The following is a 25,236-nucleotide window of genomic DNA, read 5'->3' as shown; positions in this document are numbered from 1 at the left end:
GTTACCTCTTGCGTAATACGTAAACTCGCCACATGGCATAGAGCGGTAAAAAGTCCAGTCGTTCCTGAATACGGAAACCCGCCTGCCGAAATTCTTTCTCTACGGTAGAAACCGGGAGCACGAAGCGGTTCTGATAACCCTCCTGTCCACGGGTTTTCTCCGCGCGTTTGCGCTTCCAGGCTTTGAAATTGCCATTTACCCACAACGAAAGAATCACGCTGTCGCGGCTGACACGTTCGAACTCGCGCAATATCTTCATTCGATGCTCCGCCTCACCGATGTGGTGGAGCAAACGCATGCAAAAAATGCTGTCGACGGCGTTATCAGGCAAGGCAATGTCAAATGCGCAAGTGTGCAAGGGTTGCACCCGCTTCACCACTTCCGGCGGCTGGGCCTGAGTTGCAGTCTTCACCATTGATTCGGAATTGTCCGCACCGATGATTGCACGGTTGGCTTTTTCTGCCAGCAATGGCCAGAAACGCCCTGCACCGCAAGGCAAATCCAGGACCAGACCCGGTTCGCCTGCCAGTGACAGGGCCTTGCGCGCCAACTGCTCATCACGCCAGTGGGACAATCGACGCCCAAGCCCATCCTGATGTTTGCGCAGGTAACGTTGCGCATGTTGATCGTCGTACTTTTCGGAAAATTCTAATTTAATCGGGCCGTCCGTCATCACAGTCTCCTGCCATCTGATCACGCCACCGTAAGTAGCCACGCGTCAGCTTCAGGTCATGCCCTTGTGAAAAAAGTGTTGATGGAGACCCTGAATCATTACGGAGTTTTACATAGCAAACTCAATTACTCACAGAAAAGTTTAGGTGGATTGAGTCAGGTCAACCTGGAACCGACAGCCGTTGGGCTCCATATTGGCCAGGCTGACATTCCAGCCCTGGTTTTCACAGATCCGCTGCACCAATGACAAGCCCAGCCCCAGCCCCTCCCCGCGTTTTTCATTGCCCCGCACGAAAGGTTCGAACATTGCCTCACGTTTTTCCTCGGGAATGCCCACACCACTGTCTTCGACCACAAAGCCCGTGTCCATCAGGGCCAGGCGAATGAACCCGCTTTCGGTGTAGTGCAGCGCGTTGCGCAGCAAATTACCCATTACCGCATGCAGCAGCGTTGCGTTGTAACGGATACTCTGCGGTGCCCCTGGCTCAAAGATCATTTTCAACCCTTTGGTTTCGATCGGCTGGCGCCAAAGGCTGACCAGACCATCGGCCACCTCGCTCAAGGTCTGTTGCGGCGACATACTGGCATCTTCATGTTGAGCTCGAGCCAGCATCAGGAAGGTCTGCACCAATTCACGCATCTCTGCACAGGCCCGGGCAATACGCTCGACCTGAGCGCGGCCACGCTGGTCAAGGCCAGGATTTTCCAGCAGCAGTTCGCAGGAACTGGCCAATATCATCAAGGGTGTGCGCAATTCGTGACTGACGTCACTGGTGAACAATCGCTCGCGGTTCAATGCCTGGCGCAAGCGCCCGAGGGTGGCGTCGAAGGCAACGGCCAGTTCGCCCACTTCATCGGCGGCGTAATCGGGTGCCAACGGCGGTGCCAGCCCCAGCAATTGATCGCGATGGCGTACCTGACGAGCCAGACGCACTACCGGCGCCATGACTTTACGCGCCAGAACCCAGCCAAGAAATACCGCCAGCACCAGGCTCAGCACGAACCCCACCAGAACCACGGCGAACAGAATCCGCTCACGCTCTTCGAAATCGCTCTGATCCTGCAACAGCACGTAATGCCGGCCGTCGACGATTTCGACCATGGCGTGATAGGAAAGATGCTCTCGAAACACTTCGTGAAAACCGGGATTCAGGTGGCGCAGATCCCTGGGCAGCTCAAAGTCACCCGGCCCGCCACTGAAATAAAATATTTGGTCCGGCTCCGGGCGATGGCTCCAGTCCGACACATTGTCCATCAGCAACAGACGCCGCAGATCGCCGCCCAGTCCAGCCGAAATCAGTTTTTCTTCCACCAGGTGCACGGTGAAGACAATCCCCACGGCGAAAGCACCCGCTACCAGTGCGCTCATCAGCGCAAAGGCGATGATGATCCGTTGAGCAAGGCTCTGCTTAAACTCCATCACGGCCCTCGGCCAGGCGATAACCCACGCCATGCACGGTTTGCAGCAACGGTTTGGTGAACGGCTTGTCGATGACCTGGCGCAATTGGTGGACGTGACTGCGCAAACTGTCGCTGTCCGGACAATCATCGCCCCACAGTGCTTCTTCGAGAATTTCGCGGCGCAGCACATGGGGGCTTTTTTGCATGAGTACGGCCAGCAACTTGAGGCCGACCGGGTTGAGTTTCAGCAAGCGACCTTCGCGGGTGACTTCCAGGGTATCGAGGTCATAGCTCAGGTCGGCGACCTGCAAGGTGCGGCGGCCGCCACCCTGGGTCCGGCGCATGACCGCCTCGATACGCGCCGCCAGTTCAGACAGGGCGAACGGTTTGATCAGGTAATCGTCGGCTCCGGATTTGAAGCCTTGCAGGCGGTCGTCCAGCTGATCGCGAGCCGTGAGCATGATCACTGGCGTGTCGCTGCGGGCGTCTTCGCGCAGGCGCTTGCACAAGGTGTAGCCGTCGATACCGGGCAGCATGATGTCGAGCACGATCAAGTCGTAATGCTCGGTGGCCGCCAGGTGCAGGCCCGACAAACCGTCCTGCGCGCAATCTACGGTATAGCCTTTGAGCCCCAGATAATCGGCCAGATTGGCCAGGATATCGCGGTTGTCTTCAACCAATAGAATTCGCATCGGCATCTCTCCGTACACAGTAACAGCCTTCATGGCTCGCGCAGCTTAAGGCCAAGTGTGGCTCACGGCTAGGACTGCGTCGGGCTATTAATCCCACCAATGAGCCAGTGCCGGCCTTGACGACTTTTTCACTATCGATTCACAGGTTGCCGACAGGGCCGGGGTGACACTCCGTGCGGCTGCGCATTCTCCGAACACTTCGCCTCAAGGAACTGCCATGGTTTCGATCCTTACCCGCCCTGCCTCTCGCCCGCTCAATGTCTGGGTGTGCCTGGGGATTCCCGCCATTACCGCGATCATTCTGGTCTTGCTCGAACTGACTTCGCTGGACATGGACCTGGCCAGGCTGTTCTACGATCCGGTCGCGGGTGAGTTCATCGGTCGGCACAGTTACTTTCTGGAAGATATCCTGCATGACCGGGCCAAGCAGGTGGTCATCGCATTCTCGGTGTTTGCCATTATCGGTTTCATCGGCTCGTTGTTCCTGACCAGGCTCAAGCCCTTCAAACGGGAACTGGGTTGCCTGGTGCTGTCGCTGGGCCTGGCGACCGCCTTTGTCACGCCCATGAAAGCGGTGACGGCAGTGCAATGCCCGTGGAGTCTCGAGCAGTTCGGTGGTCACGAAACCTACAGCGAGTTGTTGAGCCCGCGGCCGCAAACGGACAAGCCGGGCCGCTGCTGGCCTGGCGGGCATGCGGCAACCGGTTTCACGCTGTTTGCCTTGTTCTTTGTGCTGCGTGATCGCCGTCCGCGCATAGCCCGCGCGGCGTTTGTCTTCGCCTTCACTCTGGGTTCGATATTCTCCATCGGCCGGATGATGCAGGGGGCGCACTTCTTTTCGCACAACATTTGGACGGCGGTGTTTTGCTGGCTGATTTGTCTGGGGTCGTATTACTGGATTCTGTATCGCCCGGCGGTGAAACTTGAACTTGCAGGCAAGACCGAGCCAGTCGGTGCCTGACCTGACGCATTCGCGGGCAAGCCCGCTCCCACGGGGTTAGCGCTGACCCTTGTGGGAGCGGGCTTGCCCGCAATGGACGTAACACGATCTGCAGCCGAACCAACACCCAATAAAAAACCCCGCCTGCTTTCGCAGGCGGGGTTTTTAGTACAGGGGTAAGGCTGGCTTACATCATGCCGCCCATGCCGCCCATACCGCCCATGTCTGGCATACCGCCGCCAGCACCGCTGTCTTTCTTCGGTGCGTCAGCAATTGCAGCTTCGGTAGTCAGGATCAGGCTACCGATCGAGGCTGCAGCTTGCAGGGCCGAACGGGTTACCTTGGTTGGGTCCAGGATGCCCATTTCGATCATGTCGCCGTATTCGCCAGTAGCAGCGTTGTAGCCGAAGCTGCCAGCGCCGTTCTTGACCTTGTCGACAACCACGCTTGGCTCGTCACCGGAGTTGGCAACGATCTGGCGCAGCGGCGCTTCAATAGCGCGACGCAGAACAGCGATACCCACGTCCTGATCGGCGTTGTCGCCTTTCAGGTCGGACAGTGCTTGCAGAGCACGGATCAGGGCAACGCCACCGCCAGGTACCACGCCTTCTTCAACGGCTGCACGGGTAGCGTGCAGGGCGTCTTCAACGCGGGCTTTCTTTTCTTTCATTTCTACTTCGGAACCAGCGCCAACCTTGATCACTGCAACGCCGCCGGACAGCTTGGCCAGACGCTCTTGCAGTTTTTCACGGTCGTAGTCCGAGGAAGTTTCGGCAACCTGAGCACGGATCTGAGCGATACGCGCCTGGATGTCGCCTTCAACGCCAGCACCGTCAACGATGATGGTGTTTTCCTTGGACAGGGTAACGCGCTTGGCGTTGCCCAGGTGTTCCAGGGTGGTGCTTTCCAGGCTCAGGCCGATCTCTTCGGAGATTACGGTACCGCCGGTCAAAACAGCGATGTCCTGCAGCATGGCCTTGCGACGGTCGCCGAAGCCTGGAGCCTTGACGGCTGCGACTTTAACGATGCCACGCATGTTGTTCACAACCAGAGTCGCCAGGGCTTCGCCTTCAACGTCTTCGGCCACGATCAGCAGTGGACGGCCGGCTTTGGCAACGGCTTCCAGCACTGGCAGCATTTCGCGGATGTTCGAGATCTTCTTGTCGACCAGCAGGATCAGCGGGCCGTCCAGCTCAGCGACCATGGTCTCTGGCTTGTTGACGAAGTACGGGGACAGGTAGCCACGGTCGAACTGCATGCCTTCAACAACCGACAGTTCGTTTTCCAGGCCCGAGCCTTCTTCAACGGTGATCACGCCTTCTTTACCGACTTTTTCCATGGCTTCGGCAATGATGTCGCCGATGGAGTTGTCGGAGTTGGCGGAGATGGTGCCTACCTGAGCGATGGCCTTGGTGTCAGCACATGGCTTGGACAGGGCTTTCAGCTCTTTGACGATAGCGATGGTCGCTTTGTCGATACCGCGCTTCAGGTCCATCGGGTTCATGCCGGCAGCGACGGCTTTGAGGCCTTCGTTGACGATCGATTGAGCCAGAACGGTAGCGGTGGTGGTGCCGTCGCCTGCGTCATCGTTGGCACGGGAGGCAACGTCTTTGACCAGCTGCGCGCCCATGTTTTCGAAACGGTCTTCCAGTTCGATTTCTTTGGCTACGGAAACGCCGTCCTTGGTGATGGTCGGAGCGCCGAAGCTCTTCTCGATGATCACGTTACGGCCTTTCGGGCCCAGGGTCGCTTTTACTGCGTCAGCCAGGACGTTGACACCGGTGAGCATTTTCTTGCGGGCGGAATCGCCGAATTTAACTTCTTTAGCAGCCATGATCGATATTCCTTAAATACTTTGTAGTAACGGGAAAATGAGCGGGGAATCAGCCTTCGACAACGGCGAGAATTTCGTTCTCGCTCATTACCAGCAGGTCTTCGCCGTCGACTTTCACAGTGTTGCTGCCGGAGTAAGGACCGAACACAACCTTGTCGCCCACTTTCACGGACAGTGCACGCACTTCACCGTTATCCAGTACGCGGCCGGTGCCTACAGCGAGGATTTCGCCGCTGTTGGCTTTTTCAGCAGCCGAACCTGGCAGGACGATACCGCCAGCGGTTTTCTTTTCTTCTTCGCTGCGACGGATGACGACGCGGTCATGCAGAGGACGAAGCTTCATTGTCGATCTCTCCTAATTGTGGTTTTCATCGGCCGGTGTATTCCCGGCGGGTTTAACAAAGTCCGGCGTTGCCGGGTGCGGTTCGTCAAGCGAACCGCGGAAGTCTGTCTGGCGTGATCACCAGAAACCTTGCGGTGACCGTTACATAAGGGCGCATAAGCTTATTACAAGGGCGTGGATCGAAAATTTTTCATGTCGATGCCGCGCAAATGAACACGGCACCCGAAGGTGCCGTGTGCCGTGATGTCTTACTTGGGGTCGCGGTGTTCGAACTCGCCTTCGATCACGTCCGGTTCACGCCCCAGCGGCTCACGGGGCGCAGGACCACCGCGTGGTTGCAGGTCGTCGGCGAAAGCGCGCTGACGCATGGCCTGCTCCTCGGCGCGCTGGCGCATTTTATTGGCCAGCAGACGGCGACTGAACGGCAGCAGCATGATCAGGCCGATCACATCGCTGATGAAACCCGGCAGGATCAACAGGCCACCGGCCAACGCCAGCATCAGGCCTTCGAGCATGGTCTGGGCGGGCAGCTCGCCACGGTTCAGGCTTTCCCGAGCGCGCAGCGCCGTGGCCAGCCCGGCGATACGCAGCACGAATACACCAAACATCGAGCCGAGAATGACTAACAGCAAGGCCGGGAAAAACCCGATAGCCCCTGCCACCTTGACGAATACGAACAGCTCCAACACCGGGAACAGCAGAAAGAGCAACAAAAAAGGGCGCATCAAATGGTTCCTCAACGCAAGAATGCCTTGCCAGTTCAACGTAGATGACGTCGCCATTGCGTGAAATCAAGCGTCAGCCGCTTCATTTTTTGGCCAATGTTGAGCGTGAGCCAGAGAAACCAAGGCTTCCCGGACTTGTGTCGGCGTGTTGCAAGGAGCCTGGAACGGCAACCAGTGTACGCCCTGACCGATGCGCAGGTGCATGCCTTCGGCATCGATACCGACCATCTGCGCCGGGGAGGTTTTCGGCAGCCCTGCCAGATCGACGTAATGGGCGATTGCCTTGGCGTGGTCGGCGTTCATGTGTTCGACCATGCTCACCTCGGCCTTGCCGGCAAACGGATTGGCCAGCGTCAGGTCGTTGACCCAGTGAATCGCCCCGAACCCGCCGATATAACGATGGCGCACCGGCTCGAGCACCCAGAAATCGAAATCATGGGCCTGATGATAGTTCTGTGAATCAGGGAAGTAGCGGTAATAGCGCTCTGCGGCGGCTTCGATCGCAGCTTCGTCCTCGATTTGTTTCGCCTCGGCCAGATAGGTCAGGCGGCCGACAGCCTGTGCGTCTTCGGCGCCACGTTCACCGACAAACAGCGAGCATTTCGGATCTTTTTGCAGATTATGCGTGTGCTGGGCGATACGGCTGATCAGAATCAACGGCCGGCCCTGCGGGTCCAGGCAGTATGGAACGACCGAGCCAAATGGAAATCCGGGCATCGACTTGGAATGCGTGGAGAGCACCCCGCGGTATTCCTTGAGAAGCAAATCTCGTGCATGCTTAGCCGTTTCGACGCTCAATTTATGACTCCTTAACAAGAATCCGTCAGAAAAACGGATCAGCAGCTGGTCAACGTACCAGCACACCATTGGGGGCAGGTTCTCATGTGCCAAGGTAGGCGTGATGGAGAAGATGCCTATTAAAAACACCCAGACTTACCGGGGCATTGCGAATGCAACTCACTGACAAAGTAATCATTATCACTGGCGGTTGCCAGGGTTTAGGCCGCTCCATGGCCGAGTATTTCGCGGGTAAAGGGGCGAAACTCGCGCTGGTCGACCTGAACCAGGAAAAACTCGACGACGCCGTGGCAGCCTGCAAGGCCAAGGGTGTCGAAGCGCGCGCCTACCTGTGCAACGTCGCCAACGAAGAGCAAGTGACCCACATGGTCGCTCAGGTCGCTGAAGATTTCGGTGCGATCCATGGCTTGATCAACAACGCCGGGATCCTGCGCGACGGCCTGCTGCTCAAGGTCAAGGACGGCGAAATGACCAAGATGAGCCTGGCCCAGTGGCAAGCGGTCATCGACGTCAACCTGACCGGCGTGTTCCTGTGCACCCGTGAAGTGGCGGCAAAAATGATCGAGCTGGAAAACCGCGGCGCAATCATCAATATCTCGTCGATTTCCCGCGCGGGCAACGTCGGTCAGACCAACTACTCCGCCGCCAAGGCGGGTGTGGCTGCCGCGACCGTGACCTGGGCCAAGGAGCTGGCGCGCTACGGCATTCGCGTGGCCGGCATTGCACCGGGCTTCATTGAAACCGAAATGACCTTGGGCATGAAGCCCGATGCACTGGAAAAGATGACCGCCGGGATTCCGCTCAAGCGCATGGGCAAGCCTGAAGAGATCGCCCATTCGGCGGCGTATATTTTCGAGAACGACTACTACACCGGTCGGATCCTGGAAATGGATGGCGGGTTGCGTATCTAACGCCCGACACGAAGCAACTGTGGGAGCGGGCTTGCTCGCGAAAGCGGTAGATCAGTCAACTTATCTGTTGAATGACACACTGCTTTCGCGAGCAAGCCCGCTCCCACATTAAGACAGCGTCTATCTGCCAGGTATCAATCGTCGCTGATGCTGATGTTCGGCATCGCCGGCGTCGCAGCTTCCTGCAGCACGATCCGCGCACCGACGTGGCGGGCCAGTTCCTGGTAGACCAGCGCAATCGGGCTGTCCGGCTCGGCGATCACCGTCGGCTTGCCGCCATCGGCCTGCTCGCGGATAGCCATCGCCAGCGGCAACGAGGCCAGCAGCTCGACGCCATATTGATTGGCCAGTTTCACCCCGCCGCCCTCACCGAACAGATGCTCGGCATGTCCACAGTTCGAGCAGATGTGCACGGCCATGTTTTCCACCACGCCCAACACCGGGATGTTGACCTTGCGGAACATCTCCACGCCCTTGCGCGCGTCCAGCAGAGCCAGATCCTGTGGTGTGGTCACGATGACTGCGCCGGCCACCGGGACTTTTTGCGCCAGGGTCAGCTGAATGTCGCCGGTGCCTGGTGGCATGTCGATCACCAGGTAATCCAGGTCACCCCATGCGGTTTGCGTCACCAGTTGCAACAAGGCGCCCGAGACCATCGGTCCGCGCCAGACCATCGGCGTATTGTCGTCGGTCAGGAAGGCCATGGACATGACTTCCACACCATGGGACTGGATCGGAACGAACCATTTCTGGTCCTTGATCTGCGGCCGGGTGCCTTCGGCGATGCCAAACATGATGCCCTGGCTCGGACCGTAGATGTCCGCGTCAAGAATCCCGACCTTGGCGCCTTCCCGGGCCAGGGCCAGGGCCAGGTTGGCGGCGGTGGTGGATTTGCCCACACCACCCTTGCCGGACGCCACGGCCACGACGTTCTTGACGTTGGCCAGGCCCGGGATCTGGGCCTGGGCCTTGTGCGCGGCGATCACACTGGTGATGTCGACGCGGGCAGCGCTGACACCATCCAGACCTTCAATGGCCATTTGCAACATCTGCGCCCAGCCGCTCTTGAACAGACCGGCGGCGTAACCCAGTTCCAGCTGCACGCTGACGCGCTCGCCCTGGATCTCGATATTGCGCACGCAACCGGCGCTGACCGGATCCTGGTTCAGATAGGGGTCGGTGTATTGGCGAAGGACGGCTTCCACCGCTGCGCGATTGACGGCGCTCATGGGCAACTCCGATAACAAGACTGGAAAATCAGACGGGTATCCTAACCGTTCTGCCCTCTTGTCGGCATGTCCGAAGATCAATTGTCGCGAACGCATTCCTGTGGCGGGGGGGGGTTCCCTGTGGGGAGGGGGCTTGCCTGTGGGGAGGGGACTTGCCTGTGGGGAGGGGGCTTGCCTGTGGGGAGCGGGTTTGCCTGTGGGGAGCGGGTTTGCCTGTGGCGAGGGGGCTTGCCCCCGATGGGTGGCGAAGCCGCCCCGGCTTTTCTTGACAGAAACTCTTTGCTTGCGGAAATGCGACTGCTGCGCAGTCGAGCGGGGGCAAGCCCCCTCGCCACAGGCAAGCCCCCTCCCCACAGGCAAGCCCCCTCGCCACAGGTAAATCACTCGCCACTCAAAGCCTGTTTGCAACACAACTCCCTGGGCCGCAGGGGTGAAAAATATGCGCCGGCGCTTTATAGTGGCCGACCTCCGTTTCATCAAGTAGCCGAGCCCCATGTCCGAGCCACGCAAGATCCTCGTCACCAGCGCCCTGCCCTATGCCAATGGTTCGATCCATCTTGGCCACATGCTGGAATACATCCAGACCGATATGTGGGTGCGCTACCAGAAGCACCGCGGCAATCAATGCATTTATGTCTGCGCCGACGACGCCCACGGTTCGGCAATCATGCTGCGCGCGGAAAAGGAAGGCATCACCCCGGAACAACTGATCGCCAACGTCCAGGCTGAACACAGCGCCGACTTTGCCGAGTTCCTGGTGGATTTCGACAACTTCCACTCCACTCACGCCGAAGAAAACCGTGAGCTGTCGAGCCAGATCTACCTGAAGCTGCGCGACGCCGGGCACATTGCCCAGCGTTCGATAACCCAGTACTTCGACCCGGAAAAGAAAATGTTCCTGGCCGACCGCTTCATCAAGGGCACCTGCCCGAAATGCGGCACCGAAGACCAGTACGGCGACAACTGCGAAAAATGCGGCGCGACCTACGCACCCACCGACCTGAAGGATCCGAAGTCGGCGATCTCTGGCGCCACCCCGGTGCTCAAGGATTCCCAGCACTTCTTCTTCAAGCTGCCGGACTTCCAGGAAATGCTGCAAACCTGGACCCGCAGCGGCACCCTGCAGGACGCCGTGGCGAACAAGATCGCCGAATGGCTGGATGCCGGCCTGCAACAGTGGGACATCTCACGCGATGCGCCGTATTTCGGTTTTGAAATTCCCGACGAACCGGGCAAGTACTTCTACGTGTGGCTGGACGCGCCGATCGGCTACATGGCCAGCTTCAAGAACCTCTGCGACCGCACGCCGGAGCTGGACTTCGACGCGTTCTGGGGCAAGGACTCCACCGCCGAGCTGTACCACTTCATCGGCAAGGACATCGTCAACTTCCACGCCCTGTTCTGGCCAGCCATGCTCGAAGGCGCCGGCTACCGCAAGCCGACCGGCATCAACGTGCACGGCTACCTGACTGTCAACGGTCAGAAAATGTCCAAGTCCCGCGGTACTTTCATCAAGGCCCGGACCTACCTGGATCATCTGTCGCCGGAATACCTGCGCTACTACTACGCGGCGAAGCTGAGCCGTGGTGTCGATGACCTGGACCTGAACCTCGAAGACTTCGTGCAGAAGGTCAACTCCGACCTGGTCGGCAAAGTCGTCAACATCGCCAGCCGTTGTGCCGGTTTCATCCACAAGGGCAATGCCGGCCTGATGGTCGACACCAACGCCGCGCCGGAACTGACCGAAGCCTTCCTGGCCGCTGCGCCAGGCATCGCCGACGCCTATGAAGCCCGCGACTTCGCCCGCGCCATGCGCGAAATCATGGGCCTGGCCGACCGTGCCAACGCCTGGATCGCCGACAAGGCACCCTGGTCGCTGAATAAACAGGAAGGCAAGCAGGATGAAGTCCAGGCCATCTGCGCCACGGGCGTCAACCTCTTCCGCCAGTTGGTGATTTTCCTCAAGCCGGTCCTGCCGTTGCTGGCTGCCGACGCCGAAGCGTTCCTGAATGTCGCGCCGCTGACCTGGAACGACCACGCAATCTGGCTCGCCAACCATCAATTGAACGAGTTCAAGCCGCTGATGACCCGAATCGATCCGGTCAAGGTACAAGCCATGAGCGACGCTTCGAAGGAAGACCTGACCGCCAGCCAGACCGACACCGGCGGCGCCGCACCTGCCGGCAATGGCGAACTGGCCAAGGACCCGCTGTCGCCGGAAATCGAGTTCGACGCCTTCGCCGCAGTCGACCTGCGTGTCGCCCTGATCGTCAAGGCTGAGCACGTGGAAGGTGCCGACAAGCTGCTGCGCCTGACCCTGGACATCGGTGACGAGCAACGCAACGTGTTCTCCGGCATCAAGAGCGCCTACCCGGACCCGTCCAAACTCGATGGTCGCCTGACCATGATGATTGCCAACCTCAAGCCGCGCAAAATGAAGTTCGGCATTTCCGAAGGCATGGTGATGGCGGCGGGCCCCGGCGGCGAAGAAATCTACCTGCTCAGCCCTGACAGCGGTGCCAAGCCAGGTCAGCGGATCAAGTAAAACCCGTGGTAAATCGATCCCACAGTCGCGCCTGGCGCGACTGTGGGATTTTCATGTCTGGCCCACCCTTCGCCCATGCCGGATAATGCCTAAGCTTTTTAGATCACTGCGTTGAAAAGCCCCGTTCTTGCCGGCACGACCATGACCGAAATCCTGCTTACGCTTATCAGCACCGCCCTGATCAACAACTTCGTGTTGCACTGGCCGCTGGGCGTAGATCCGCTGCTGGGCAGCGAACGCCGCCAGGTCCATGCGCTGGGCATCTCGACAGCGTGCCTGATGCTGGTCGTGGGCATACTTGGCTATGCGCTGTACCACTGGTTCCTGGTGCCACTGGAATTAACCTCCCTGCGTCTGTTCGTGCTCCTGCCGCTGAGCGTGCTGCTGATCGCTCCGTTGTTGAAGCTGCTGGCACGGGTATTTTCGACGCTGTCGTTCGAGGGCCTCTGGCCATTGCTGCTGGGCAATGCAGGCGTGCTGGGCCTCACATTACTCAACGCCAGGGAAGATAAGGGTCTTTTTCACGCAGCAGCCTTGAGTCTCGGGGCTGGACTGGGTTTCTGGCTGGTGCTGGTACTATTCAACGATTTGCGTCAACGCACACTCGACAACGATGTTCCCCTGCCCTTTCGTGGCCTGCCGATCGAACTGATCAGCGCCGGTCTGATCGCGGTAGCCTTTCTCGGATTCAGCGGACTGATCAAAACATGAGTCTGATTCAACGCATCGATGCGCTCTTGCCGCAAACCCAATGCGGCAAATGCGGGCATCCCGGATGCAAACCCTACGCCGAAGGAATCGCCAGCGGCGAGCCGATCAACAAGTGCCCGCCCGGCGGCAGTGAAACCATCGCGGCCCTGGCCGAGTTGCTCAAAGTACCCGTACTGGAACTGGATCACAGCCGCGGGTCGGCGCCTGCACAGGTCGCTTACATCCGCGAAGCCGAATGCATCGGTTGCACCAAATGCATCCAGGCCTGCCCCGTCGACGCCATCGTCGGCGCAGCCAAGTTGATGCACACCGTGATCATCGATGAATGCACCGGCTGCGACCTGTGCGTGGCGCCATGCCCAGTGGATTGCATCGAGATGCGTCCATTGCCACAGACCACGCTGCCGGTAGTCGGCGGCCTGGCCTTTACCCTTGCCGAGCAGCAGGCACGCGCCAGCAAACGAAATCATGCCCGGCGCCGCTTCGAGCAGCGCAACGCCCGGCTGTTGCGCGAAGAGCAACACAAGCTCGCTGAGCGCCAAGCCCGTATGCAACGCGCCGCACAACCCAACGTGGAGACGCTTGACCCGGTGCAGGCCGCCCTCGAACGTGTTCGTGCGCAAAAAGCCGCCAACGCAGACGCGGCGCTAAAAAAAGCCAGGATCGACCTGGCGATGAGCCGGGCGCAACTGCATAAATCCCTGAAGGCTTTCGGCCATCCGCCAACCTTCGAGCAGCAGTCTCAACTGGTCGTCCTGCAACAGCAGTTCGAAGCCGCCGAGCAGACGTTGGCGCAGCTGGAAAGCACGCTGCCGCGAGTACCGGCGCCTACCCCCGCTGCACCTGCGGCGTCGAAGGATGCAGAACTGAAACGGGCCAAAATCCAGTTGGCCATGCGCCGCGCCGAACTCAAGAAAGCTCAAGGCAGTGAGACGCCGGCACACCAGATCGCGGCCCTGGAGCACGCGATCAGCGAGGCCGAGCGCCAGGTGGATGCCTATGCCAGCCCTTGAAGCGGTTGACGATCGCCTGCAGCAGGCCATGAAGCTGGTACTGCTGGCCACCCTGCCGGGAGTGCTCGCGGCGTTCTGGATGTATGGCTGGGGCGTGTTGATTAACCTGACTCTGGCAGGCGTTGCCGCACTGTCGGTCGAAGCGGCCGTGCTGCAACTGCGCAAGCGCCCGCTCAAACCAACCTTGAGTGACGGCAGCGCGCTGGTCAGCGCAACCTTGTTGGCCCTGGCCTTGCCACCGTACTGCCCGTGGTGGCTGACGATCAGTGCTGGCGTGGTCGCCATGCTCTTTGGCAAGCATCTGTACGGTGGTGTTGGTTCAAATCCGTTCAACCCCGCGATGCTCGGCTTTGCATTGGTCATGCTCGCGTTCCCCCAATCAATGACACATTGGCCGTCATCCCATGGCATGGACTTGCTGGGTGGTATGCAGCAGGTGTTCGGCTACGGCCTGGCGCCGGATGCGTGGGTCCAGGCCACGGCGCTGGACAGCCTGCGGATCAATAAAAGCCTGACTATGGACGAACTGTTCGCCGGCAACCCCGCATTCGGCCACTTTGGTGGCCGTGGTGTCGAATGGGTGAACCTGGCCTTTCTGGCAGGCGGCCTGTTTCTGCTGCAACGCCGGGTGTTCAGCTGGCATGCGCCAGTGGGCATGCTCGCCAGCCTGTTCATCATCAGCCTTGTGTGCTGGAACGGCTCGGGCTCCGACTCCCATGGCTCTCCCCTGTTTCACCTGCTCACCGGTGCGACCATGCTGGGGGCGTTCTTTATCATCACCGAACCGGTTTCCGGTGCCAGAAGCCCCGGTGCACGACTTATGTTCGGCGCAGGGGTGGGCCTGCTGACCTATCTGATTCGCACCTGGGGCGGGTATCCAGACGGCATCGCCTTTGCGGTGCTGTTGATGAACCTGTGTGTACCGGCGCTGGAACGCCTGGTACTGTCCAGACAGCAATCGGTTGCACCATGAGCCGCGCATCGAGTGTTGCGATTGTGCTGCTATTGGCTGGCGCAGGCCTTGGCGCGACCTGGTTTGTGCAATTCAGCAGCGCGCCGCGGATCGCGGCCGGGCAACGCCTGATCGACAGCCGCAACCTGCTGGACCTGCTGGCGCCAGACAGCTATGACAATCAGCCGCTGGAACACCCGCTCAAGCTCGATGACCCGGCATTGGGCAATAGCAGGTTGCTGGGAGGTTATCTGGCGAGCAAGGCCGAGCAACCCCATGCAGTGTTGCTGCGCAGCCAGACTGCGGGCTATGAAAATACCATCGAACTGCTGATCGCCATCGATAGCAACGGCAGGTTGCTTGGGGTCAAAACCCTCAAACAGGCGGAAACGCCCGGGCTCGGGGCAAAGATTGCGGATTGGCCAAATGACTGGCTCAAGGTTTTTTCCGGCAAGTCCCGAACTGAGCCCGGCGACAGTGGCTGGGCGTTGAAAAAGGATCAGGGCCAATTTGATCAGATCGCCGGGGCGACCATCACCTCAAGAGCGGTGATAAATGCCATTCACGACGCCTTGCGCTACTTCGATGAACACCGGCAACAACTGCTCGGGGATTCTTCCCATGAATAGACCAGAGACCCTGCTGAACACCTTGATGCTGGTGCCGCTGATCGGCGCCACCGATTCGTTGGTAGCCGCGTTTGGGCTGTGGCTAATGTTCATCGTTGTGGTCAATCTCTTTGGGCTGGGAATCGGCGTTTTACGGCCCCGGCTGGTCTCGACCGCGCATCTGCCGGCCAGCATCCTGTTGGCGGCCACGCTCTGCAGCTGCGTAGAGATCGCAGCGCAGGCCTGGGCACTGCAATGGCAACAGCACCTGGGGCTCTATGGTGCATTGATCGCCTTGCAGTGCGTCGTGCTGCAAGACACCGGGCACTTTCAAACCACCTGGCCCGAGCGTCTGCGCCTGTACATTCTGTTTGGCACGTTGATGATCGGCCTTGGCCTGCTGCGCGAACTCATCGGCAACGCAACACTCGGTAACCATCTGTCATGGCTGCCAGGCGCACAGCCGGGTTGGCAGGCCTGGGTGCTATCAGCCGACGGCGGCCTGCGCCTGGCCACGCTGGCACCCGGCGGATTCATTCTGCTGGGTCTGCTGATCGCCGGTTGGCAAGCCTTGCGCCCCGCCCCTTCACACTGACCGTTTTCGAGGAAACCCACTGCAAATGAATGCCGCAAAACGTCTGGAAATTTTCCGCAGGCTGCATGAAGACAACCCGGAACCGAAGACCGAACTGGCCTATTCCTCGCCCTTCGAATTGCTGATTGCCGTGATCCTGTCCGCTCAGTCGACTGATGTCGGCGTCAACAAGGCCACCGCAAAACTGTTCCCGGTCGCCAATACCCCGGCAGCCATTTACGCCCTGGGGGTAGAGGGCCTGTCGGAGTACATCAAGACTATCGGCCTGTACAACAGCAAAGCGAAAAACGTGATCGAGACCTGCCGTTTGCTGGTGGAGCGCCATGCCGGTGAAGTACCGCAAACCCGCGAAGAGCTCGAAGCACTACCCGGGGTCGGGCGTAAAACCGCCAACGTGGTGCTCAATACTGCTTTCCGTCAACTGACCATGGCTGTGGACACCCATATCTTTCGTGTCAGCAACCGCACTGGCATCGCCCCCGGAAAAAATGTGGTCGAGGTCGAGAAAAAACTGATGAAATTCGTACCCAGAGATTACCTGCTCGATTCCCATCACTGGCTGATCCTTCATGGGCGCTACGTGTGTCTGGCGCGCAAGCCCCGCTGCGGCAGTTGTCGGATCGAAGACCTGTGCGAATACAAGCACAAAACCTCCGACGATTGAGGCTCTATTGCGATTGGTGATTGCCGATTGAAAAAAACTTTTTTACCCGCCGGGAGATTGTCGATATAAGGAGCGCCAAAGGCCTTCTTAGCCTGGAGTAACTAAATGAGTACTGGCAAAGAGCATTTGGACGTAGAGGACGACTTCGCCGCCACTGAAAGCGATGACACCGACCCGGTGGTTGAAGTAGCGAAAACGAACCTGGACAAACGCCGCACCATCGACAATCTGCTGGAGGAGCGCCGACTGCAAAAGCAATTGGCCGATTACGATTTTGATTTATGACACTTGAAAGCCTCCCCGCAACGGAGGCTTTTTACTTAATGCCCACCCCATAAAATCGACCGCAGCCCCCTTCCCGACCTTACCACGACGTCGTCACACCAGGCCGTTGCGCTGTGCCAGTTCAATCAGATCGACCAGGGAACGCGCGTTCAGCTTCAACAACAGGCGCGTTTTGTAGGTACTGACGGTCTTATTGCTGAGGAACATCCCATCGGCAATTTCTTTATTGGTCTTGCCTCTGGCCAATTGCTGCAAGACCATCATTTCCCGCCCCGACAAACGATCCACCATATCCGCTTCGCTGGCGTTTCCCAGACTGCAGCGCACGGTATGCAAGGCTTGATTCGGAAAGTAACTGTAGCCTGACAGGACTGCTTTTATGGCGCTGAGCAACTCGGTCAGATCCTGTTGCTTGCAAACATAGCCGGCAGCCCCCGACTGCATGCAGCGCATGGAAAAATGCCCCGGTGCCTGGGAAGTCAATATCAACACTTTTATCGGCATTGCGGTAGATGATAGTCGCGCGATGACTTCCAGACCATCGAGTTTGGGAATGCCGATATCTAATATCACAATATCCGGCAAAAGTTCGCGAGCCAGTTGTAAAGCATCCACTCCATTATCCGTTTCTCCAATGACTTCGTAGCCATGACGCTCCATCAGCATACGCACCGCAAGACGAATGACGGGGTGATCATCCACGATCAGCACTTTATTCATGGGCAAGTCCAATTTCGCTGTTCGAATTTTGAGAGCCAGCACAATAGCCTAGTCGTTTCACCCATGGCATGCCGCACCTCCCGGCCAGTCGCAGCGAGAGACGTTCCCTACAAACATTACGGATTTATCTTACAAAAAACCGTCAAGCGACCCCTGCTGAGAACTGGATTTCCTTGAACATCGACCGTTTCATGAAAATTTTTTGTATCTATTTACACCCAAAATTCTCGATAGCCAGACTCATAAACCTTGTATGGATATTAGCTTCCTCCAAAATACTGAAAACCAACGAACACTACCACAATCAATACTCACATCAGAGTAATCACTCTCACTTGCGCGATCACGCTTAAAAGCAAGTAACTTATCAATACTCACGACAATGGCACATCAGACAGAAAAGACAGACAACAAAAGCACTGCATACGCAATACCGGCACCCACTGGCAAATCACATAATTACTAACGCAATTACTTTCGCAAACGCCCCTCCACACCGAGCCTTATTATAAACTCAAGGTGACCCAAACTTCAGAGAGCAAACAAACATGAAAAAATTTCAAAAAAAAATCACCAACCCAATGACCCTTATTGCGATGTTTGCGACACTTTCCGAAACTTCAGCAGCCGTTACCCTGCCTTTTCTCGACGACGACGAAAGAGATCTGTATGTCTGGTTCCTGATCAGTTTTCCGTTTTACCTGCTCTTGCTTTTCTTTGCCACACTAAACTTTAACTACCGCTCACTGTATGCCCCCTCGGACTTTGACGATGAAAAACACTTCGTCAAGGCAACGGACCACGCCGTGGACTCGGAGAACAACGTCGCCAAGCGACAGTTTGGAGAATCGCTCTCGAGCACCTCGATGAATGGAGCGACTTCGGTCACATCGCCCTGCAATGCCCAAGGCCCGCCTGTGGAGATCACCCTGGAGGCAACCCATTGCGCCCCGAACCACATCCAGTTGCCGGAAGAAGCGAAAGAGCTGCACATAGTTGACGTTCGCGGAACCAGCAAAAAAGCTGAGGTCAGCGAATTACTGGAGAGCATCCGGGTGCCACAGGATAAAGCGGCGCAGGTGATCATGTTTATCACATGTACCGAATCGGAGAATTTACTGAAGGCGAGTGTTCTTAAACACCTGAAACAGAAAACCAGAGGCAACACCACCTACCCCGTCGTGTACAACTTGTACTCACAACGACTGGCAGTTATCGACCCAGGCTGAAGGATAGGCACACGACAACCATGGCGGTTGAAGACCAATAAAAGTGCGAAAGCCTGAAAGGGCGAGCAGGCAGGAACAGGATCGCAATGGCAGACACAGAGCCCCCATTTCGGATGTGTGGCCTCGCAACGAGGCCACACACTCCATCACGACTTCAAAGGTCTCAGAACAGCTTGCGGCCTTTGTTTGCAGCAATGCGCATGCGCAGGGCGTTGAGCTTGATGAAGCCCGCAGCGTCCGCCTGGTTGTAGGCACCGCCGTCTTCCTCGAAGGTCGCGATGTTGGCGTCGAACAACGACTCATCAGATTTGCGACCTGTAACGATCACATTGCCCTTGTATAGCTTCAGGCGCACAACGCCGTTCACGTGGGCCTGGGAGGCATCGATCATCTGTTGCAACATCAGACGCTCAGGGCTCCACCAGTAACCGGTGTAGATCAGGCTGGCGTACTTTGGCATCAGCTCATCTTTGAGGTGAGCCACTTCACGGTCCAGGGTGATGGACTCGATCGCACGGTGGGCACGCAGCATGATAGTGCCGCCTGGAGTTTCGTAGCAGCCCCGGGACTTCATGCCAACGTAACGGTTCTCGACGATGTCGAGGCGGCCGATACCATGTTCGCCACCGATACGGTTCAGCGTTGCCAGCACGGTAGCCGGAGTCATCTCGACGCCGTCCAGCGCAACGATGTCGCCGTTGCAGTAGGTCAGTTCCAGGTACTGCGGCTTGTCTGGTGCGTTTTCCGGGGAAACGGTCCAGCGCCACATGTCTTCTTCGTGCTCGGTCCAGGTGTCTTCCAGCACGCCGCCTTCATAGGAGATGTGCAGCAGGTTGGCATCCATCGAGTACGGGGATTTTTTCTTGCCGTGACGCTCGATCGGGATCGCGTGCTTCTCGGCATAGTCCATCAGCTTCTCGCGGGACAGCAGGTCCCACTCACGCCAAGGGGCGATAACCTTTACACCAGGCTTGAGGGCATAGGCGCCAAGTTCGAAGCGAACCTGATCGTTACCTTTGCCCGTGGCGCCATGGGAAATGGCGTCAGCGCCGGTTTCGTTGGCGATTTCGATCAGGCGCTTGGCGATCAACGGACGAGCGATGGAAGTACCCAGCAGGTACTCGCCTTCGTAAACGGTGTTGGCGCGGAACATCGGGAAAACGAAATCGCGCACGAACTCTTCGCGCAAGTCGTCGATGTAGATCTCTTTGACGCCCATGGCCTGAGCCTTGGCGCGTGCAGGTTCGACCTCTTCGCCCTGACCCAGGTCAGCGGTGAAAGTCACCACTTCACAGTTATAAGTATCCTGCAGCCACTTGAGGATCACCGAAGTGTCCAGGCCGCCGGAATACGCCAGAACGACCTTGTTTACGTCCGCCATGCCATCACTCCACGGGGTTCTACGGAAAGCCGGGCAGTCTACCGCTCATGCAGAATAATTTACAGTGGCGCGACAGCTTATGACGACGAAGCGACAGATTATGTCGAGCTGGCGACGAAAAAACAGCATCAAGACGCTGAAGCGGTGGTCGCCGAGGCGGTGATTTCCGGGGCCGGTTTTTCAATCGGGGCTACCCGCGCAAGGTGCACATTGACCCGGCGATTCTGCGCCCTGTGGGCATTGCTGTTGTTCGGAGCCAATGGATAGCGCTCGCCATGAAAACGCAAGGTAATCTGCGACTCCTGGATGCCGTTGGCCTTGAAGAAGTCCATGACCGCCAGGGCCCGACGCCGTGACAGGTCACGATTGGTCAGGCGGTTGCCGCCGTTATCGGAATGGCCGTCGAGCTCGATGTGATTGACCGTCGGATCGGCCTTCATGTACTCCACCATCACCTGCAGTCTGCCTTTCGCTGCGGCATCCAGTTCAATCCCGCCACCGGGAAAGCCCACAGCGGATCGCTTCACCTGTTCGAAATTCTGAGGCAACAGCTTGGCCACACAGCCTTGGTAATCAGCAAAGGCCTTGGTGAACCTGACCGGCAACAGGCGGACTTCCGACACCCGACCATCACCCGAAGTGTGCCGGACCACCGGACTGCGGCCGTCGATCAGGCCGCTGATCAGACGCCCGGCCTGAGTCTGCGAGCTGTTGAACAGCACATCGCCGCTGCCAACTCTCACCGTACCCAGATTGATATCGCCACGCCCCGGCTGCCATGGCGCAGCTGCTGCCAGCAAAGTCGCTGAACCGCCGCCGATCATCGGGTTGTAGGCTTTCAGACGAAATGTCGCCTGCTCGCCGGCGCGACGCACGAACTCGCCCGCCCCGAAATCGGCGACCGGCTGAGCCAGGCGGCATTCGAACTTGTCCCCTTCGACCCGCCACTCAATGCTTTCCAGAGGTGTCTGGAAAGTCAGCGCCATCGCGGGAAGGCTGGCAAACACACTGAGCAAGGCAAAATAACGCTGGCGCACGGCAGGCTCCACTGGCTTCTACTACTGAAAGACCGACATTACGGCATACCTGTTGGATATCGGACGCTTGCCACAAAACTTGATAGCGAGTGCCTGCAAGAGTCTTTTCCGGTAGCATTCCCCTGAGTTTGACCCGCCTGGAATCCCCTCATGTCCGACCGCCTGACCCTGCTGCGTCCCGACGACTGGCATATTCATCTTCGCGATGGTGCCGTGTTGACCAATACCGTCGCGGATGTCGCGCGCACCTTTGGTCGCGCCATCATCATGCCCAACCTGGTACCACCGGTGCGCAATGCGGCCGAAGCCGACGGCTATCGCCAGCGGATTCTCGCTGCCCGTCCGGCCGGCAGCCCGTTCGAACCCTTGATGGTCCTTTATCTGACCGATCGCACCCAGCCAGAAGAAATTCGCGAGGCCAAGGCCAGCGGATTCGTGCATGCCGCCAAACTGTACCCGGCCGGCGCGACCACCAACTCGGACTCTGGCGTTACCAGCATCGACAAGATCTTCCCTGCGCTGGAAGCCATGGCCGAAGTTGGAATGCCGCTTTTGATCCACGGTGAAGTCACCCGTGGCGATGTCGACGTGTTCGACCGCGAAAAAATCTTCATTGATGAGCACATGCGCCGTGTGGTCGAGCGTTTCCCGACGCTCAAAGTGGTGTTCGAACACATCACCACCGCTGACGCCGTGCAGTTCGTCAATTCGGCTTCGACCAACGTCGGCGCGACCATCACCGCTCATCACCTGCTGTACAACCGCAACCACATGCTGGTGGGCGGGATTCGGCCGCACTTCTATTGCCTGCCGATCCTCAAGCGCAATACCCACCAGGAAGCCCTGCTCGACGCCGCCACCAGCGGCAGCGAGAAGTTCTTCCTCGGCACCGACTCGGCGCCCCACGCCCAGCATGCCAAGGAAGCCGCTTGCGGATGTGCCGGCTGCTACACCGCCTATGCGGCGATCGAGATGTATGCCGAAGCCTTTGAACAGCGCAATGCACTGGACAAGCTCGAAGCCTTCGCCAGCCTCAACGGCCCGCGCTTCTATGGCCTGCCGGCCAACACCGATCGCATCACCCTGGTCCGTGAAGAATGGACCGCCCCTACCAGCCTGCCGTTTGGCGAGCTGACCGTTATCCCGCTGCGCGCCGGTGAAAAACTGCGCTGGCGCCTGCTGGAGGAACACGCGTGAGTGAAGACCATTTCGACGACGAACAGGAAGGTCAAGGCGGTGGCGGCGGTTCCCGTCACCCGATGGCCGCACGGTTTCGTGGCTACCTGCCAGTTGTCGTCGACGTAGAAACCGGTGGTTTCAACTCGGCCACCGACGCCCTGCTGGAAATCGCCGCGACCACCATCGCGATGGATGAAAAGGGCTTCGTATACCCTGATCACACCTACTTCTTCCGTGTCGAGCCCTTCGAAGGCGCGAACATCGAAGCGGCAGCCCTGGAGTTCACCGGGATCAAACTCGACCACCCACTGCGCATGGCCGTAAGTGAAGAGTCGGCCCTGAACGATATCTTCCGTGGCGTGCGTAAAGCGCTGAAAGCCAACGGCTGCAAACGGGCGATCCTGGTCGGGCACAACAGCAGCTTCGATCTGGGCTTCCTGAACGCCGCCGTTGCGCGGCTGGACATGAAACGCAACCCGTTTCATCCGTTCTCCAGCTTCGACACCGCGACCCTCGCCGGTCTGGCCTACGGTCAAACCGTGCTGGCCAAGGCCTGCCAGGCAGCGGATATCGACTTCGACGGTCGGGAGGCGCACTCGGCGCGCTACGACACCGAGAAGACGGCCGAGCTGTTCTGCGGCATCGTCAATCGCTGGAAACAAATGGGCGGCTGGGAAGATTTCGACGATTGAGGGTTTTCTCTGTAGGAGCCTGCTCGCTCCTACAGGGGCCTGAAACCCGCCCATAAAAAAACCGGCCACGAAGGCCGGTTTTTTTTACCCGCAACGCGCCTTACAGTGCGGCAGCGTGCTCGGTCAGGTAAGCAGCAACGCCTTCTGGCGAAGCGTTCATGCCCTTGTCGCCTTTTTTCCAGTTGGCAGGGCAGACTTCGCCGTGCTCTTCGTGGAATTGCAGAGCGTCGACCAGACGCAGCAGCTCTTCCATGTTACGGCCCAGTGGCAGGTCGTTGATGATCTGCGAGCGGACAACGCCTTTATCGTCGATCAGGAATGCGCCACGGAACGCTACGCCGTCAGCGGACTGAACGTCGTAAGCCTTCATGATTTCCTGCTTGATGTCGGCAGCCATGGTGTAACGAACCGCGCCGATACCACCATCGTTTACCGGGGTGTTGCGCCAGGCGTTGTGGGTGAAGTGCGAGTCGATCGACACAGCGACCACTTCAACGTTGCGCGCCTTGAATTCAGACATGCGGTTGTCCAGAGCGATCAGCTCGGACGGGCAAACGAAGGTGAAGTCCAGCGGGTAGAAGAACACCAGGCCGTATTTGCCTTTGATAGCCGAGGACAGGGTGAAGCTGTCAACGATTTCGCCATTGCCGAGTACGGCCGGTACGGTGAAGTCAGGGGCTTGTTTGCCTACGAGTACGCTCATTGGATATCTCCTGGTGAAAAAGCGTTGAAGAAAAAGGTTCATATCAGCCTGCCACCCTCAGGCGACAGCCCTGTGACACGAACCCATTTCGAAAAGACCGGTCATCATACACTGCGTTTTTGGCCTGTCCGTAACGGTTTCTCCCGTAGGTGTAAAAAAGGACGAAGGGTATTTCGGTTGACGGCGCGTCACTGGCCAACCGTTCGTCAGGCCTGTCAAAAACCCTTCTCAAAGCACTTTGACAATCATTCTCGTTAACATTAAGATCCATCGCAATCGAGACATAAACCAGCGACGGTCTTCCCTTATGTATGTTTGCCTCTGCACTGGCGTTACCGACGGACAAATCCGCGATGCGATCTATGAAGGATGCTGCAGCTACAAGGAAGTCCGGGCTGCCACCGGCGTCGCCAGTCAATGCGGCAAATGTGCCTGCCTGGCCAAGGAAGTGGTTCGCGAGACCCTGACCAAACTGCAAACGGCCCAGGCTGCGATTCCTTTTCCTGTAGAATTTACCGCTGCATAAATAACCTCTTTCAAAGAACCGGACTTATGTCCGGTTTTTTTATGCCTGAAAATCAATTACTTATGCTTTAGACGCGGAACAAAAACATTCTTATTCCGATTAATTTTCACTTAAGTTTCAATAAGTTACGTTTGACACTAAGAACTACCGGGCTCAAACTCTACTTTATAGTCAGCTAATAAAGGACAGGACCCCACCATGAAAGGCGACGTTACAGTCATCCAGCATCTCAACAAGATCCTTGCCAATGAGCTGGTCGCGATCAATCAGTACTTCCTGCATGCGCGCATGTATGAAGACTGGGGCCTGAACAAGCTCGGCAAGCACGAATACCACGAATCCATCGACGAGATGAAGCACGCGGACAAGCTGATCAAGCGCATTCTGTTCCTTGAAGGCCTGCCGAATGTCCAGGACCTGGGCAAGCTGCACATCGGCGAACACACCAAGGAAATGCTTGAGTGCGACCTGCGTATCGAACGCACCGGTCACGCTGATCTCAAAGTGGCCATCGCCCATTGCGAAACCGTCGGCGACTTCGGTAGCCGCGAACTGCTCGAGGACATCCTTGAGTCCGAAGAAGAACATATCGACTGGCTGGAAACCCAATTGGGCCTGATCGATAAAATCGGTCTTGAGAACTACCTGCAATCGCAGATGGGTGACGACGAGTAAATTCTCTCGATGCAATAAAAAAACCCCGCCCTCTTTCGAGTGGCGGGGTTTTTTATGCCTTGCTGCCTTCTGTAGGAGCTAGCCAGCTCGCGATGGGCGTAAACGATAACGCGGGGAGTCTGGTTCCCCGCGGCGCTCTTTATTCCATCGCGAGCCTGCTCGCTCCTACAAAAAGC

26 protein-coding genes and 1 pseudogene are annotated in these 25,236 nt (G+C 58.1%); 15 read left to right on the top strand and 12 right to left on the bottom strand.

Annotated elements, in window-relative coordinates:
* Position 1 precedes the first annotated feature (1 nt).
* From ASE98_RS01070 to colR, 3 genes are all read right to left on the bottom strand, one after another.
* Positions 2 to 673: a class I SAM-dependent methyltransferase gene (locus ASE98_RS01070; protein ID WP_060539580.1), complete on the bottom strand. Its 672-nt coding sequence runs from the start codon at positions 671 to 673 to the stop codon at positions 2 to 4.
* Positions 674 to 814: 141 nt separating this feature from the next.
* Positions 815 to 2,092: a sensor histidine kinase gene (locus tag ASE98_RS01065; protein ID WP_060539579.1), complete on the bottom strand. Its 1,278-nt coding sequence runs from the start codon at positions 2,090 to 2,092 to the stop codon at positions 815 to 817.
* Positions 2,082 to 2,765, bottom strand: a complete 684-nt coding sequence (colR, locus tag ASE98_RS01060; RefSeq protein WP_060539578.1) for a two-component system response regulator ColR — start codon at positions 2,763 to 2,765, stop codon at positions 2,082 to 2,084. The genes ASE98_RS01065 and colR overlap by 11 nt, the downstream gene beginning before the upstream one ends.
* Positions 2,766 to 2,982: 217 nt before the next feature.
* Here colR and ASE98_RS01055 point away from each other — a divergent pair, with 217 nt between their 5' ends.
* Positions 2,983 to 3,726: a phosphatase PAP2 family protein gene (locus tag ASE98_RS01055; protein WP_060539577.1), complete on the top strand. Its 744-nt coding sequence runs from the start codon at positions 2,983 to 2,985 to the stop codon at positions 3,724 to 3,726.
* A 166-nt stretch (positions 3,727 to 3,892) separates the two neighbouring features.
* Here ASE98_RS01055 and groL read toward each other — a convergent pair whose 3' ends face one another.
* From groL to ASE98_RS01035, 4 genes are all read right to left on the bottom strand, one after another.
* Positions 3,893 to 5,539 carry a chaperonin GroEL gene (gene groL, locus ASE98_RS01050; protein WP_060539576.1) on the bottom strand — a complete coding sequence of 549 codons (1,647 nt, stop codon included), beginning with the start codon at positions 5,537 to 5,539 and terminating at the stop codon, positions 3,893 to 3,895.
* A gap of 49 nt (positions 5,540 to 5,588) precedes the next feature.
* Positions 5,589 to 5,882, bottom strand: coding sequence for a co-chaperone GroES (locus tag ASE98_RS01045; protein ID WP_034149036.1), 294 nt, complete (start codon positions 5,880 to 5,882; stop codon positions 5,589 to 5,591).
* A gap of 248 nt (positions 5,883 to 6,130) precedes the next feature.
* Positions 6,131 to 6,607: an FxsA family protein gene (locus ASE98_RS01040; RefSeq protein ID WP_060539575.1), complete on the bottom strand. Its 477-nt coding sequence runs from the start codon at positions 6,605 to 6,607 to the stop codon at positions 6,131 to 6,133.
* Positions 6,608 to 6,673: 66 nt separating this feature from the next.
* The gene (locus ASE98_RS01035) at positions 6,674 to 7,405 is read right to left on the bottom strand and encodes a HugZ family pyridoxamine 5'-phosphate oxidase (RefSeq protein WP_060539574.1); all 732 of its coding nucleotides are present in this window, start codon (positions 7,403 to 7,405) and stop codon (positions 6,674 to 6,676) included.
* Between the two features lie 152 nt (positions 7,406 to 7,557).
* On the opposite strand from ASE98_RS01035, the gene ASE98_RS01030 reads away from it, so the two are divergent.
* Entirely contained in the window at positions 7,558 to 8,316 is a 759-nt protein-coding gene (locus tag ASE98_RS01030; RefSeq protein ID WP_060539573.1) for an SDR family oxidoreductase, read from the top strand.
* A gap of 134 nt (positions 8,317 to 8,450) precedes the next feature.
* Here ASE98_RS01030 and apbC read toward each other — a convergent pair whose 3' ends face one another.
* Positions 8,451 to 9,545, bottom strand: a complete 1,095-nt coding sequence (apbC, locus tag ASE98_RS01025) for an iron-sulfur cluster carrier protein ApbC (protein WP_060539572.1) — start codon at positions 9,543 to 9,545, stop codon at positions 8,451 to 8,453.
* Positions 9,546 to 10,038: 493 nt separating this feature from the next.
* Here apbC and metG point away from each other — a divergent pair, with 493 nt between their 5' ends.
* The 8 genes and pseudogenes from metG to ASE98_RS00985 all read left to right on the top strand — a co-directional run bounded on the left by metG (position 10,039) and on the right by ASE98_RS00985 (position 16,918).
* Positions 10,039 to 12,090 carry a methionine--tRNA ligase gene (metG, locus tag ASE98_RS01020; protein ID WP_060539571.1) on the top strand — a complete coding sequence of 684 codons (2,052 nt, stop codon included), beginning with the start codon at positions 10,039 to 10,041 and terminating at the stop codon, positions 12,088 to 12,090.
* Between the two features lie 141 nt (positions 12,091 to 12,231).
* Entirely contained in the window at positions 12,232 to 12,801 is a 570-nt protein-coding gene (locus tag ASE98_RS01015; RefSeq protein ID WP_060539570.1) for an Rnf-Nqr domain containing protein, read from the top strand.
* Between the two features lie 17 nt (positions 12,802 to 12,818).
* Positions 12,819 to 13,193: pseudogene (gene rsxB, locus ASE98_RS27600) on the top strand (electron transport complex subunit RsxB); the annotation flags it as partial.
* Positions 13,194 to 13,800: 607 nt separating this feature from the next.
* Positions 13,801 to 14,787 carry an RnfABCDGE type electron transport complex subunit D gene (locus tag ASE98_RS01005; RefSeq protein WP_060539568.1) on the top strand — a complete coding sequence of 329 codons (987 nt, stop codon included), beginning with the start codon at positions 13,801 to 13,803 and terminating at the stop codon, positions 14,785 to 14,787.
* Entirely contained in the window at positions 14,784 to 15,395 is a 612-nt protein-coding gene (locus tag ASE98_RS01000; RefSeq protein WP_060539567.1) for an RnfABCDGE type electron transport complex subunit G, read from the top strand. The genes ASE98_RS01005 and ASE98_RS01000 overlap by 4 nt, the downstream gene beginning before the upstream one ends.
* Positions 15,388 to 15,969 carry an Rnf-Nqr domain containing protein gene (locus ASE98_RS00995; RefSeq protein WP_060539566.1) on the top strand — a complete coding sequence of 194 codons (582 nt, stop codon included), beginning with the start codon at positions 15,388 to 15,390 and terminating at the stop codon, positions 15,967 to 15,969. The genes ASE98_RS01000 and ASE98_RS00995 overlap by 8 nt, the downstream gene beginning before the upstream one ends.
* Positions 15,970 to 15,994: 25 nt before the next feature.
* Positions 15,995 to 16,633: an endonuclease III gene (gene nth / locus ASE98_RS00990; protein WP_060539565.1), complete on the top strand. Its 639-nt coding sequence runs from the start codon at positions 15,995 to 15,997 to the stop codon at positions 16,631 to 16,633.
* 105 nt (positions 16,634 to 16,738) lie between these two features.
* Positions 16,739 to 16,918: a PA3496 family putative envelope integrity protein gene (locus tag ASE98_RS00985; protein ID WP_060539564.1), complete on the top strand. Its 180-nt coding sequence runs from the start codon at positions 16,739 to 16,741 to the stop codon at positions 16,916 to 16,918.
* Between the two features lie 93 nt (positions 16,919 to 17,011).
* Here the strand turns inward: ASE98_RS00985 and ASE98_RS00980 are convergent, their stop codons facing one another.
* Positions 17,012 to 17,638, bottom strand: a complete 627-nt coding sequence (locus ASE98_RS00980) for a response regulator transcription factor (protein ID WP_060539563.1) — start codon at positions 17,636 to 17,638, stop codon at positions 17,012 to 17,014.
* 548 nt (positions 17,639 to 18,186) lie between these two features.
* Between ASE98_RS00980 and ASE98_RS00975 the strand changes: the two genes are divergently transcribed.
* Positions 18,187 to 18,867, top strand: coding sequence for a hypothetical protein (locus ASE98_RS00975; RefSeq protein ID WP_060539562.1), 681 nt, complete (start codon positions 18,187 to 18,189; stop codon positions 18,865 to 18,867).
* Between the two features lie 163 nt (positions 18,868 to 19,030).
* Here ASE98_RS00975 and ASE98_RS00970 read toward each other — a convergent pair whose 3' ends face one another.
* Together ASE98_RS00970 and ASE98_RS00965 are read right to left on the bottom strand one after the other, a co-directional pair.
* Positions 19,031 to 20,248 (bottom strand): argininosuccinate synthase, encoded by a 1,218-nt coding sequence (locus tag ASE98_RS00970; protein WP_060539561.1) that lies wholly within the window; start codon positions 20,246 to 20,248, stop codon positions 19,031 to 19,033.
* A gap of 128 nt (positions 20,249 to 20,376) precedes the next feature.
* Entirely contained in the window at positions 20,377 to 21,285 is a 909-nt protein-coding gene (locus ASE98_RS00965) for a flagellar protein MotY (RefSeq protein ID WP_060539560.1), read from the bottom strand.
* A gap of 150 nt (positions 21,286 to 21,435) precedes the next feature.
* On the opposite strand from ASE98_RS00965, the gene pyrC reads away from it, so the two are divergent.
* Complete coding sequence (gene pyrC, locus ASE98_RS00960; protein ID WP_060539559.1) at positions 21,436 to 22,482, top strand: dihydroorotase; 1,047 nt, start codon at positions 21,436 to 21,438, stop codon at positions 22,480 to 22,482.
* Entirely contained in the window at positions 22,479 to 23,156 is a 678-nt protein-coding gene (gene rnt / locus ASE98_RS00955; RefSeq protein ID WP_053155142.1) for a ribonuclease T, read from the top strand. Before pyrC ends, rnt begins: the two co-directional genes overlap by 4 nt.
* A 100-nt stretch (positions 23,157 to 23,256) precedes the next feature.
* Here rnt and ASE98_RS00950 read toward each other — a convergent pair whose 3' ends face one another.
* Entirely contained in the window at positions 23,257 to 23,859 is a 603-nt protein-coding gene (locus ASE98_RS00950; RefSeq protein ID WP_008057532.1) for a peroxiredoxin, read from the bottom strand.
* A gap of 307 nt (positions 23,860 to 24,166) precedes the next feature.
* Here ASE98_RS00950 and ASE98_RS00945 point away from each other — a divergent pair, with 307 nt between their 5' ends.
* The gene (locus ASE98_RS00945; RefSeq protein ID WP_060539558.1) at positions 24,167 to 24,385 is read left to right on the top strand and encodes a bacterioferritin-associated ferredoxin; all 219 of its coding nucleotides are present in this window, start codon (positions 24,167 to 24,169) and stop codon (positions 24,383 to 24,385) included.
* Between the two features lie 198 nt (positions 24,386 to 24,583).
* The gene (gene bfr / locus ASE98_RS00940) at positions 24,584 to 25,060 is read left to right on the top strand and encodes a bacterioferritin (protein WP_060539557.1); all 477 of its coding nucleotides are present in this window, start codon (positions 24,584 to 24,586) and stop codon (positions 25,058 to 25,060) included.
* Positions 25,061 to 25,236: the final 176 nt, after the last annotated feature.

It is taken from the genome of Pseudomonas sp. Leaf48 (assembly GCF_001421885.1).
In the GTDB taxonomy this organism is placed as follows: Bacteria; Pseudomonadota; Gammaproteobacteria; order Pseudomonadales; family Pseudomonadaceae; genus Aquipseudomonas.
This window is presented reverse-complemented; position numbering and strand designations above follow the sequence as displayed.